This window comes from Bradyrhizobium sp. NDS-1, from assembly GCF_032918005.1.
Taxonomy (GTDB): Bacteria; Pseudomonadota; Alphaproteobacteria; order Rhizobiales; family Xanthobacteraceae; genus Bradyrhizobium; species Bradyrhizobium tunisiense.
Genome location: NZ_CP136628.1, coordinates 610,772 through 622,721, shown reverse-complemented (window position 1 = coordinate 622,721; position 11,950 = coordinate 610,772). Strand labels below are relative to the sequence as shown.

13 protein-coding genes are annotated in these 11,950 nt (G+C 64.5%); 8 read left to right on the top strand and 5 right to left on the bottom strand.

The features are described from left to right. The first annotated feature begins 39 nt into the window (after positions 1-39). From prfA to RX330_RS02890, 3 genes are all read left to right on the top strand, one after another. Positions 40-1,125: a peptide chain release factor 1 gene (prfA, locus tag RX330_RS02900; RefSeq protein WP_317242017.1), complete on the top strand. Its 1,086-nt coding sequence runs from the start codon at positions 40-42 to the stop codon at positions 1,123-1,125. Further along, positions 1,122-2,003: a peptide chain release factor N(5)-glutamine methyltransferase gene (gene prmC / locus RX330_RS02895; protein WP_317242016.1), complete on the top strand. Its 882-nt coding sequence runs from the start codon at positions 1,122-1,124 to the stop codon at positions 2,001-2,003. Before prfA ends, prmC begins: the two co-directional genes overlap by 4 nt. A gap of 460 nt (positions 2,004-2,463) precedes the next feature. Next, the gene (locus RX330_RS02890) at positions 2,464-3,246 is read left to right on the top strand and encodes a DUF4167 domain-containing protein (protein WP_317242015.1); all 783 of its coding nucleotides are present in this window, start codon (positions 2,464-2,466) and stop codon (positions 3,244-3,246) included. Positions 3,247-3,357: 111 nt separating this feature from the next. Here the strand turns inward: RX330_RS02890 and RX330_RS02885 are convergent, their stop codons facing one another. Next, positions 3,358-4,098, bottom strand: coding sequence for a methyltransferase domain-containing protein (locus tag RX330_RS02885; protein ID WP_317242014.1), 741 nt, complete (start codon positions 4,096-4,098; stop codon positions 3,358-3,360). Between the two features lie 107 nt (positions 4,099-4,205). Here RX330_RS02885 and gloB point away from each other — a divergent pair, with 107 nt between their 5' ends. The 3 genes from gloB to RX330_RS02870 all read left to right on the top strand — a co-directional run bounded on the left by gloB (position 4,206) and on the right by RX330_RS02870 (position 6,204). Then, positions 4,206-4,973, top strand: a complete 768-nt coding sequence (gene gloB / locus RX330_RS02880) for a hydroxyacylglutathione hydrolase (RefSeq protein ID WP_317242013.1) — start codon at positions 4,206-4,208, stop codon at positions 4,971-4,973. A gap of 51 nt (positions 4,974-5,024) precedes the next feature. Continuing rightward, on the top strand, positions 5,025-5,447 hold the full coding sequence (locus RX330_RS02875; RefSeq protein ID WP_317242012.1) for a cupin domain-containing protein: 423 nt from the start codon (positions 5,025-5,027) through the stop codon (positions 5,445-5,447). Positions 5,448-5,520: 73 nt separating this feature from the next. After that, positions 5,521-6,204 (top strand): flavin reductase family protein, encoded by a 684-nt coding sequence (locus tag RX330_RS02870; RefSeq protein ID WP_317242011.1) that lies wholly within the window; start codon positions 5,521-5,523, stop codon positions 6,202-6,204. 3 nt (positions 6,205-6,207) lie between these two features. Here the strand turns inward: RX330_RS02870 and RX330_RS02865 are convergent, their stop codons facing one another. The 3 genes from RX330_RS02865 to RX330_RS02855 form a co-directional block, all read right to left on the bottom strand. Next, positions 6,208-7,077 (bottom strand): DMT family transporter, encoded by an 870-nt coding sequence (locus RX330_RS02865; protein WP_212079506.1) that lies wholly within the window; start codon positions 7,075-7,077, stop codon positions 6,208-6,210. A 113-nt stretch (positions 7,078-7,190) separates the two neighbouring features. Beyond that, positions 7,191-7,916, bottom strand: a complete 726-nt coding sequence (phbB, locus tag RX330_RS02860; protein ID WP_212079505.1) for an acetoacetyl-CoA reductase — start codon at positions 7,914-7,916, stop codon at positions 7,191-7,193. Between the two features lie 251 nt (positions 7,917-8,167). Further along, entirely contained in the window at positions 8,168-9,346 is a 1,179-nt protein-coding gene (locus RX330_RS02855; RefSeq protein ID WP_212079504.1) for an acetyl-CoA C-acetyltransferase, read from the bottom strand. A 316-nt stretch (positions 9,347-9,662) separates the two neighbouring features. Here RX330_RS02855 and phaR point away from each other — a divergent pair, with 316 nt between their 5' ends. Together phaR and RX330_RS02845 are read left to right on the top strand one after the other, a co-directional pair. Beyond that, entirely contained in the window at positions 9,663-10,253 is a 591-nt protein-coding gene (gene phaR, locus RX330_RS02850; RefSeq protein ID WP_317242010.1) for a polyhydroxyalkanoate synthesis repressor PhaR, read from the top strand. A gap of 42 nt (positions 10,254-10,295) precedes the next feature. After that, the gene (locus tag RX330_RS02845; RefSeq protein WP_317242009.1) at positions 10,296-10,913 is read left to right on the top strand and encodes a class I SAM-dependent methyltransferase; all 618 of its coding nucleotides are present in this window, start codon (positions 10,296-10,298) and stop codon (positions 10,911-10,913) included. A 137-nt stretch (positions 10,914-11,050) separates the two neighbouring features. Here RX330_RS02845 and RX330_RS02840 read toward each other — a convergent pair whose 3' ends face one another. Further along, complete coding sequence (locus RX330_RS02840; RefSeq protein WP_317242008.1) at positions 11,051-11,938, bottom strand: branched-chain amino acid aminotransferase; 888 nt, start codon at positions 11,936-11,938, stop codon at positions 11,051-11,053. Between the last annotated feature and the right edge of the window lie 12 nt (positions 11,939-11,950).

Genomic DNA, 11,950 nt, shown 5'->3' with positions numbered 1-11,950 from the left:
CTGTCGCCTCGCCTCCTTCCGCCATTTGAGACTGAACCGATGTCGTCACTCCCCGAAGCCAAACTGGACGTCCTGCTCGCCCATCATGCCTCGCTCGAGGCCGAATCGCTGGGGCAGCTCGCCTCCGAACGCTACGTGCAGATCACGCGCGAGCTCGCCGAGATCGCGCCGCTGATCGAAGCGGTGAAGGCTTACCGGGCTGCCGTCAAAGAACTCGCCGACACCGAGGCGCTGATCGCCGATCCCGCGACCGATGCCGAGATGCGCGGCATGGCGGAAGCCGAACGCAACGAACTCGCGCCGAAAATCGAGGAGCTGGTCCAGAAGATCCGCGTTGCGCTGCTGCCCAAGGACGCCATGGACGATCGCAACGTGGTGCTGGAAATCCGCGCCGGCACCGGCGGCGACGAAGCCTCGCTGTTTGCCGGAGACCTGTTCCGGATGTACGAGCGCTTCGCTGCGTTGCAGGGCTGGAAGGTCGAGGTGATCTCGGCCAGCGAAGGCACCGTCGGCGGCTACAAGGAAATCATCGCGGAGGTGCAGGGCCGCGGCGCGTTCTCCAAGCTGAAGTTCGAGTCCGGCGTGCACCGCGTCCAGCGCGTGCCCGACACCGAGACGCAGGGGCGCATCCACACCTCTGCGGCGACCGTCGCCGTGCTGCCAGAGGTCGAGGATGTCGACGTCGACATCAAGAACGACGACCTCCGCATCGAGACCATGCGCGCGCAAGGAGCCGGCGGCCAGCACGTCAACAAGACCGAATCGGCGATCCGCATCACCCACATCCCGACCGGCATCGTCGTGATGATGCAGGACAGCCGCTCGCAGCACAAGAACCGTGCCTCCGCCATGAACATCCTGCGCTCGCGCATCTACGACGCCGAGCGCCAGCGCGTCGACGCCGCGCGCTCGGCCGAGCGCAAGGAGAAGGTCGGCTCCGGCGACCGCTCCGAGCGCATCCGCACCTATAATTTTCCGCAAGGGCGCGTCACCGACCATCGCATCAATCTGACGCTCTACAAGCTGCCGCAAGTGATCGCGGGCGAAGCGCTGGGCGAGCTGACCGACGCGCTGACCACCGAGCACCAGGCCGCGCAACTCGCGGCGCAGGGCGCGGCCGCGTGAGCAACCACTTCGCCGGACGATCGATCGAGAGCGCGCGGCGCGCGCTGGCTGCACAACTGAAGGCGGCGCAGCTCGACGAGGCCGAGATTGACGCGCGCATCCTGCTCGGTGCTGTGCTCGGCCTCGACCTTACTGGCCTGATCGCGCAGGCTGCGCGCCCTCTCACCACCGCCGAAGCGTCTCGGCTGGTGCAGCATGCCGAGCGCCGCATGGCCGGCGAGCCGGTGGCGCGCATCCTCGGTACACGCGAGTTCTGGGGCCTGCCGTTCCGCCTGTCAGAGGCGACGCTGGTGCCGCGTCCCGATACCGAGACCGTGGTCGAGCTTGCGCTCGAAATCCTTCGCGAACGGCAGATATCTCAGCCGCCCCGGATCGCCGACATCGGCACCGGATCCGGCGCGATCCTGCTCGCGCTGCTGCATGAGATCCCCGACGCCTTCGGGGTCGGTACCGACCTCAGTCTGACCGCGCTCGTCACCGCCAGGGACAATGCCACGGCTCTCGGCCTCGCCGGACGCGCCGGCTTCGTCGCCTGCTCCTATGCATCGGCGCTCAGCGGCCCGTTCGACCTCATCGTGTCAAATCCGCCCTATATCCCCTCGGCCGAAATTCCGACATTGAGCATCGAGGTGCGCGAGCACGATCCGCATCTGGCGCTCGACGGAGGCAATGACGGCTATGACGCCTACCGCGCGCTGATTCCGCAGGCGAGCGAGCGTCTCGCCCCCGGCGGAGCGCTGATCGTCGAGGCCGGCCAGGGTCAGGCGAGAAATATTGAAACCCTCATGGCGGGCGCGGAGTTGACCGTGGACAGGCCACCCAAGGCCGACCTGTCGGGCATTCCGCGGGCCGTTTCGGCCCGAAAAATGCCCCCATAAAAGCCGGATTGGCCTGTAAAAAGCTCTTGGAATATCCCTTGGGAACGACTACGTTCCAGTCAACACATCGGTGCCGGCCCCGTAGACTTACGGGCGAAAGCCGGGCTCTCGGGCGAGAGCTTTACTGATAAAGGTTCCAAGCCGCAGGTCCCGTGAAGCGCGATAGCCAGTGGAGCTGCGCTGCTCTCCGACCGCAAAGTGAACGAAAGCCTGATATTGCGCTTGAAGACTTACGCAACACCGCTGGGCTTGTTTCGGCAAGCAAAATGAATGGGTTCGCTGGCGATCAGTGCTGGCGGGTGGGGAACGCGTCCTTGTTGAACGCGACGGTCGACGAACATCGGCAGGGTGGGATCCACTCTTGCGCGCGGCGCGCGCGAGCAACGTGAGCTGCTGTCATCGGGCACTCCTGGCAATCTGTAATGCGTGCAACGTTTAGGGCTGGAATTAAAGGCAGGACATGAGAAACGGTCAGAACAAGCAGCGGATGCGCAACCGCAACAATAATAACAATAACAACAATAACCGGCGCAGCCAGAACCCGATGACCCGGGTCTACGAGTCCAACGGACCCGACATCAAGATCCGCGGCACCGCCTCGCACATCGCTGAAAAGTATCTCCAGCTCGCGCGCGATGCGCGCTCCTCCGGCGACCCCGTCGCGGCCGAGAACTACTACCAGCATGCCGAGCATTATTTCCGCCTGATCGCGGCGGCCCAGGAGCAGTTCCGCCAGAACCAGCAGCCGCGCGGTGACGAGCCGACCAGCAGCCATAGCGACGACGGCGAAGACGACGGCGAAAATTTCTCGAATTTCGGCCAGGAGCCGGGCTTCGTCCCGCAACCGCCGCAGCAGTCTTTCGTGCGCGACCGCGACGGCCAGCGCGATCATCATCAGCGCGACCAGCAACGCGACAACCAGCAGCCCTATCAGCGTGACAACCAGCAGCCGCGCGAGCGCCGCGAACGTGATCATCGTCCGCAGCCGCAATACCAGCCGCAGCCGCTACCCGCTAACCAACCGCAGCCCGTCATCGCCGATGCCGGCGGCGTCGATCGCCTGCCTTCCTTCATCACCGGCGCGCAGCCGCAGGTGAATGTCGGCGCGAACGGCGGCCAGGCCGGCTTCGAAGGCGGCGGCGGCGAACGCTTTCCGCGCCGGCGGCGCCGGCCGCATGGTCCGCGCCCCGAGCGCGAGGCGGCTCCAGCCGCCTCGAGCGACGATCTCGCGCCCGGCGAGTAGGCTTCTTCCGATCTGAAATCGTCCCGGCTCCGCCGGGACGATTTTTTTGTGCGTCGGCTGAAGCGGTGAGCGCTCCGGGCACGGATCACCTCTCCCGAGGGAGAGGTGAAGCTAGCTGCGCGTCGCCGTCGAGGACGGCACCAGCACCGGCTTCGCAAGCGACGGAATGAGCCGCGCCCGCTGCTTGGCGGGGATCGCGCGGTAAACCTGCTTGGTCGCCTCCACGATATGGACGCCGGCAAAGGGCAGCGACAGCGCCGCGCCGGCGCGCTCCCACATCTGCGCCGATCTCAGCACCCAACCGCCGGCATAGGGCGGCATGAACAGCGCTTCGCCCCAGGCTGTCGGCGTGAACCAGGTCTGGCGCAACAGATCGGTGATCTGCGAACGCGAATACGGCCGGCCGTGACCGAACGGCGTGCTGTCGGTGCGGGTCCACACCCCACGCCGGTTCGGGATCACCGCGATCACGCGCCCGGACGGCGACAGCACCCGCCACACCTCGCGCAGCAGCGCGGCCGGATCGTCCGACATCTCCAGCGCGTGGACCAGCAGGATGCGGTCGACCGCGGCGTCGGGAAGCGGCAGCGAGAATTCGTCGACCAGCGAAGCCAGCGCCGGCCGTCCCGTCGGCCATTTCAGGACGCCCTGGGCCGCCGGCATGAAGGCGATGCAGCGCTCGGCATCTTCCCGGAACAACCCCAGATAGGGCGTGGGATAGCCAAGGCCGAGCACGCGCTGGCCCTGCGCGCCCGGCCAGCGCTCCCGGATGCCGCGATTGATCATTTGTCGCGCCACAATCCCGAGGCGGCGGGAATAGAACTCGCGGAGGTCGACGACGTCGATGGTCATGACCGCAATGTAACATGCGCAAGGCCGGCGCCGCGCGCGGAATATTGCATTGCCTGCGCAACGTTAACGCCATATTTGTCTGGCGGGCTGAGCGCGATGGAGATGACATGGCCGCCGAAATTCGTACTTTCACCTGTTTAAACGACAATTTCGGTTATCTGATCCACGATGTGGAAACCAAGGCGACGGCGTCGATCGATGCGCCGGAGGCCGGCCCCATCCTGAAGGCGCTGGACCGCGAAGGCTGGCAGCTCACCGACATCCTGATCACCCATCATCACGGCGATCATGTCGGCGGCGTTGCCGAGCTCAAGGGCAAATACAATTGCCGCGTCGTCGCGCCGCACGACAAGACCACGGCGATCGCGGACGTCGATCTGCGCGTCGCCAATGCCGACGTGGTCAAGATCGGCAATCTGCTGGCGCGCGTGATCGAGACGCCCGGCCACACGCTCGACCACATCTCCTACGTGTTCGACACGGAGAAGACGGTCTTCGCCGCCGACACGCTGTTCTCGATCGGCTGCGGCCGCGTGTTCGAGGGCACCTACCCGATGATGTGGGATTCGCTTCTGAAGCTGCGTGCCCTGCCCGACGACTTCAAGCTCTATTGCGGACACGAATACACGGCCTCCAACGTCAAGTTCGCGCTCACCGTCGATCCCGACAATGCGGCGCTGCAGGCGCGCGCGGCGGAGGTGGCGAAACTCCGGGCCGAGAACAAACCGACCATTCCGACATTGCTTGGCGAGGAGAAGCGGGCCAACGTGTTCCTGCGCGCTGACGAACCGTCGGTCGCAGCCAAGCTGCACATGAAGGGCGCGGATGCCGCCGCGGTGTTCGGCGAGCTGCGCGAGCGCAAGAACAAATCTTGAAGCACCAGTCCTGAAGAGCAAGTTCTGCAGAAGAAAGTCCTGACTGGACCGATGCCGACCGCAGCCGAGATCATCGCGCGCCTCGAGCTCCGCCCGCATCCCGAAGGCGGGCATTACCGCGAGACGTTCCGCGACCAGGCGATCGACGCCAACGGCCGCTCGCGTTCGACCTCGATCTATTTCCTGCTCGCGAGCGGCGAGCGTTCGCACTGGCATCGCGTCGACGCGGTCGAGACCTGGCATTATTACGCCGGCAGTCCGCTGACGCTGCGCATCGCCCATGACGGTTGCTCGCAGCATGAGGTGCAGCTCGGTACGGACCTCGCGAGTGGAGAGCGCCCGCAGGCGATCGTGCCGGCGAATGCCTGGCAGATGGCGGAGACGACGGGCGAATGGACCCTGGTCGGCTGCACCGTGGCGCCTGCGTTCGAATTCGCGAAGTTCGAGCTCGCGCCAAAGGGCTGGGAACCGTAACCCGCGATCCGGAATCGGGTGGGATCGCGACCCCACACATCGTAGGACGGCGCTCCCAGAACAGGAGCGAGCGATGCATGGTACCTTCGATCACCCGATCATTCAGATCGATCCGGCAATCCTCTATTTCGGCACACCCGTCGTCCTGATCGGATCAACCAACGAGGACGGCTCCTACAATCTTGCACCGATGTCGTCGGCATGGTGGGTGGGATGGCGCTGCATGCTCGGGCTCGCGCGCAATTCCAAGACCACCGAGAACATGATTCGCACCGGCGAATGCGCACTCAATCTGCCGTCCTCCGGCCTCGTGGCCGCGGTCGACCGTCTCGCCCGCACCACAGGCTCCGATCCGGTGCCGCCCAGCAAGCTCTATCGCGGCTATCGGCACGAAAAGGACAAGTTCGGCCTCAGCGGATTGACGGCGCTGCGGGGCGAGACAATCGTCGCGCCGCGTGCCGCCGAATGTCCGGTGCAGATGGAAGCCAAGGTCGCGCATGTGCACGAGATGGCGCACGACGACGACAGCTTTCGCGGCCATCTCGCCGCGATCGAGGTCCGCATCACGCGCGTGCATGCACACCCCGGCATCATGATGGACGGCGCCAAGAACCGCATCGATCCCGACAAATGGCGTCCGCTGATCATGAGCTTCCAGGAGTTCTACGGCACGACGCCACGGCGCCTGCAGCGCTCCGAGCTCGGGCAGATTCCGGAAGCGAAGTATCGCCCGCCGGGCTGGCGACCTTCGGAATGACGATCATCGCTTCCGCAACACCATGTCCTTTGCGGCAATCAAGCCGCCGCCGGCGATCAGGATCGCGGCAATCGCGATGTTGGCGCTGGCCTTGGCGAAGCCGGCCGCGATGAGGAATCCGGTCGAGAGCAGCGGCGTCGCGTAGGACGCGGCGCCGAGCACGCGGATGTCGCCACGCTTCATGCCGATGTCCCAGGCGTAGAACGCAGCACCGACGGGGCCGATGCCCAGCGCGATCACGGAGAGCCATTGCAAGCTCGTCTCCGGCCACACCGTGGTTTCGAGCGCTGCGTGCATCAACGCGGCGAGCACCGCCGTAGCGAGACAGAAGCCGGCGACCGCATCGGTCGGCACGGCCTTCAAGCGCCGCGACGACACCGAATAGATTGCCCAGACGAAGGCGGCGATGAAGGCCGCGACCAGCCCCGGCACCTGGCCCGGCTCAAAGCCGCTGGTGTTGCCGGCAAACAGCAGCACAGTGCCGACGAGGCCGAGCACCGCGCCGACGATGTGATGCAGCGCGAGCCGTTCACCCGGCAGGAACGACGAGAACAGTACGATCAGGAGCGGCCAGAGATAATTCAGCAGGCCGGCCTCGGCCGGCGGCGCAAAGCGAAGCGCCAGGAAATAGAGCGCGTGATAGCCGAACAGGCCGCCGACGCCGACGGCCCAGACGACGAGCGGCTGGCGCAGGCTTTTCGCCGCTTCGCCGCGGCCGATCCAGGTGAGCAGACCGACGAGCCCGCCGATCGCGAAGGTCATCGCGGCGAGCTGGAACGCCGGGATCTTTCCGGTCGCCACCGTCATTACTGACAGCAGCGACCACATCAGGATCGCGGTCAATCCGATCAGCGTGGCTGTGCGCGGGGTCATCAATCAAAGGCCCGAGGACGATGATGCCCGGCACGAGGCCGGGCATTTTCGTCTTCACTATCGCCTTGTCGCGCCTGAAGCTACAGGCTTTTGGCTTGGGGCCCGGCGTTATCTCAGGCCTGATATTGGCCGCCGTTGATGGTCATGGTCGAGCCCGTGACGAAGCCGGCCTCGTCGGCCGCGAGGAACACGACGGCGCGCGCAATCTCTTCGGGCTCGCCGAGCCGGTTGACCGGGATCTGCGGGATCACGTTCTTCTCCAGAACGTCCTTCGGCACGGCCTGCACCATTTCCGTGTTGATGTAGCCGGGGCAGATCGCATTCACGGTGATGCCGCCCTTGGCATTCTCCAGCGCGAGCGCCTTGGTGAAGCCGATGTCCCCGGCCTTCGCCGCGGAATAGTTGACCTGACCGAACTGCCCCTTCTGGCCGTTGATCGACGAGATCGAGATGATGCGGCCGAACTTGCGTGAACGCATGCCCTCGATGACCTGGCGCGTCATGTTGAAGAGCGAGCCGAGATTGGTGTTGATGACGGCGTTCCACTGCTCGAGCGTCATCTTGTGGAAGGCGGTGTCGCGGGTGATGCCGGCATTATTGACGAGCACCTCGATCGGCCCGAGATCGGCCTCGACCTTCTTCACACCTTCCGCGCAGGCGTCGAAATTGCTGACGTCCCATTTGTAGACGGCAATGCCGGTCTCGGCCTTGAACTTCTCCGCCGCCGCGTCGTTGCCGGCATAGCTCGCCGCAACCTTGTAGCCGGCCGCCTTCAGTGCCTTGCTGATCGCAGCACCGATGCCCCGCGTACCACCCGTGACCAATGCAACACGTGCCATATCTTATCCTTCCCTTGGACTTTTCGGACGTTTCTGACGTGATCGCTTTTAACTGCGGATTATGCGGCTGGTTTGACGGACATCAAGAACAAAACGCCCGGCGTTGAGCCGGGCGTTTCTCTTTAGTCGAGGCTTGCGCAGTTGCGAAGAATATTTGATTCGCAACCGCTGCCTTTTTAGTCGCGTGCAACGCACTCACTGACGTGTGCAGCGCACGCGCACACCGCGCGTAAGCTGCACGTCAGCTATCGTCAGTCGCGCGCGATACACATCGCGATACCCATGCCGCCGCCGATGCACAGCGTGGCAAGGCCCTTCTTCGAATCGCGCTTCTGCATTTCGTGCAGCAGCGTCACCAGCACGCGGGCGCCGGACGCGCCGACCGGATGGCCGATCGCGATCGCGCCGCCATTGACGTTGACCTTGGAGGTGTCCCAGCCGAGGTCCTTGTTGACCGCGCAGGCCTGCGCCGCGAAGGCTTCGTTGGCCTCGATCAAGTCGAGATCGCCGACATTCCAGCCGGCCTTCTTCAGCGCAGCGCGCGAGGCCGGGATCGGCCCCGAGCCCATGATCTTCGGATCGACGCCGGCCTGTGCCCAGGAGACGATTCGCGCGAGCGGCTTCTTGCCTTCCTTGGCCGCCTGCTTGGCGGTCATCAGCACCACCGCGGCAGCGCCGTCATTGATGCCGGAGGCAGAGCCCGCGGTGACCGTGCCTTCCTTCTCGAAGGCCGGCTTGAGCTTGGCCATCGCGTCGAGCGTTGCGCCGTGACGCGGATATTCGTCGGCGCTGACGACGACGTCACCTTTGCGGGTCTTGATGGTGACGGGGACGATCTCGTCGTTGAACTTACCGGCCTTCTGCGCCGCCTCGGCCTTCTGCTGCGAGGCGACCGCGAACTCGTCCTGTTGAGCGCGGGTGATCTGCCACTGGCGCGCGACGTTCTCGGCGGTGTTGCCCATGTGGTAGCCGTTGAAGGCATCCCACAGACCGTCCTTGATCATCGTGTCGACGAACTCGACGGGGCCCATCTTGACGCCACCACGCAGATATTGGGCGTGCGGGGCCATGCTCATGGATTCCTGGCCGCCGGCAACCACGATTTCGGAATCGCCGTTGAGCAGCGCCTGGTAGCCGAGTGCGACCGTCCGCAGGCCCGAGCCGCAAAGCTGGTTCACGCCCCAGGCCGGGCTCTCCACCGGGATACCGGCGCCGATCGAGGCCTGGCGGGCGGGGTTCTGACCCTGGGCGGCGGTCAGGATCTGCCCCATGATGACTTCCGAGACCCGGCCGGGCTCGATGCCACCGCGCTCCAGCGCGGCCTTGATGGCGATGGCGCCGAGATCGTGGGCGGGAAGGGTCGCGAACGCTCCGTTGAAGCTTCCGACCGGGGTGCGGGCGGCGCTGACGATGACGACATCGTCTGACATGGGCATCTCCTGAGGCTTGAGGTTTTTTAAAGGGGGCAGGCGGGGCTTTGAGAAAACGGCTCGCCAGTCTCGTCAGCCATCCTGTTAACGTCGTTGAGGCATGTCAATCGGCCGGTGACCGAATTCATGCCGCAGCGCATTCAAAATAGCGTTCTTGGCGCTTTCGCAAGCAAGATTTTGCTCCGCGATTAACCGTGCCGCACAAAACGGTAGCGTGACCCCTTTGAAAATGCTTATTTTGTTGCGTTGCGTACTCTTCCCGCCCTGCGGCATCGCCCGCCGGGTTCCCGTTCTCCGCGCTTGCAAGTGAGAGCCCATGGCGAAATCAGACCAACCCACCACCATCAAGAAATACGCGAACCGCCGGCTCTATAACACCGGAACGAGTACCTATGTGACGCTGGAAGACCTCGCCGCGATGGTCAAGGATGGCGAAGATTTCCTGGTCTATGACGCCAAGACCGGCGACGACATCACCCGCTCCGTGCTCGCCCAGATCATCTTCGAGCAGGAGAACAAGGCGGGCCAGAACCTGCTGCCGACCACCTTCCTGCGCCAGCTCATTCGTTTCTACGGCGACAGCATGCAGATGGTGGTTCCGAAATATCTGGAGCAGTCGATCGCGACCCTGACCCAGGAGCAAGAGAAGTTCCGCAAGCAGATCGCCAATAGCCTGTCCGGCACTCCTTTTGCTCCCTTGGAGGAACAGGTCCGCCGCAACATGGAACTGTTTCAGCAGACTTTCTCCATGTTCAAGCCCTTCGTCCCACCGCGCCCGGCGACAAGCGCTGAGCCCGAGCCGGATACGAATGCAGAGGCGCCAAAGGACAGCAACATCGACGATCTGCGCCAGCAGATGAAGGAAATGCAGGAACGCCTGGAGCGGATGTCGAAGAAGGAAGAGTAGATCTTCCTTCTCCCGGCACGCGAATGAGCCGGAGGATACGAGATGTCCGACCGAAGCTCTCATTGGGACACGGTCTACGCCAGCAAGGGCGAGGCCGAGGTCAGCTGGTTCCAGGATAGCCCCTCTACCTCGCTCGCGATGATCAGGGCCGCCAAATCCGATCGCGAGGCCGCCATCATCGATATCGGCGGCGGCGCTTCGCGGCTGGTCGACGCGTTGTTGCAGGACGGATATCGCAACGTCGCCGTGCTGGATCTTTCTGCCAACGCGCTTGACGCGGCGAAGAAGCGGATAGGCGGAGCCGCGTCAATGGTCGACTGGATCGTTGCCGACGCCACGACATGGCGGCCGGCGAGGATCTACGATGTATGGCACGATCGCGCGGCGTTTCACTTCCTGACCGATTCCCGCGACAGAGCTGCTTACGTCGAGCGCCTGCGGTCTGCTATCGCGCCCGGCGGCCACGTCATCATCGCGACGTTTGCGCCCGATGGTCCGGAGAAATGTAGCGGCCTGCCGGTGCAGCGCCATGACAGCGCCAGCCTTGCAGCAGAGCTGGGGCCGGAGTTCGAGCTACTGGAGACGCGCGGCGAGACGCATCATACGCCGTGGAATTCGACGCAGGCGTTTCAGTTCAGCCGGTTTGAGCGACGGGGCTAGGAAGTCGGTGTCATGCCCCGGGCTGGCAGGGCATCCAATACACCGCGGCCCATCGGGTCAATCACTCCCGCCTCTGGAATGCTGGATCGTCCGCCTTCGCGGACGATGACAGCGGAGTCCGTGGCGCGCATGCGAGCCTAAGCCGCCGGCTTTACCGCATGCGCGAAGTCCCAATAGAGCTTTCGCGCTTTGGTGTAGAAAGGGCCCGGCTTCAGCTCGCGCCCGTCGATGCGGATGACGGGCGCGACCTTGGCGAAATTGCCGGTGGAGAAGATCTCGTCCGCGGCCAGGAAGTCGGCATAGCGCAACGTCTTCTCGACCACGGTGACGCCGTCGCCGCGGAGCAGGTTCATGACGCGCTGGCGCGTGATGCCGTTGAGGAAGGTGCCGTTGGGCACCGGCGTGAACACCACGCCGTCCCTGGCCATGAACACGTTGGAATTGCCGAACTCCGCGACATTGCCGAGCATGTCGAGCATCAACGCGTTCTGGAAGCCGCGGGAAGCGGCTTCCGCGAGCGCACGCGAATTGTTCGGATAGAGGCAGGCCGCCTTCGCCTCCACCGGCGCGCATTCGGCGGTGGGCCTGCGGAACGGCGACAGGGTGATGGCGTTTCCGACGGGCTTTGGCATCGGCGCCTCGTAGATGCACAGGCACCAACTGGTGGTCTCGGGGTCGAACAGCACACCGCCGCCCGAGCCGTTCTGCGCCCAATACATTGGACGGACATAGAGCTCGGCATTGGGCGCAAAGCGTGCGATGCCTTCGCTTGCGAGCGCGAGCCAGGTGCCGGTATCGACCACCGGCTTCAGGCCAAAACTGATCGCGGATTGATTGGCGCGCGCGACGTGACGGTCGAGATCGGGCGCGACGCCTTCGAACGCGCGGGCACCGTCGAACACCACCGAGCCGAGCCAGGCGGCGTGAGTGCGCGGCCCCATGATCGGCACGTTGCCGTCGTGCCATTTACCCTCGAAGAAGGTCCAGCTCGGCGAATATTCGATCGGCTTCTTGATTTCGGCCATACCCGGCCTCCC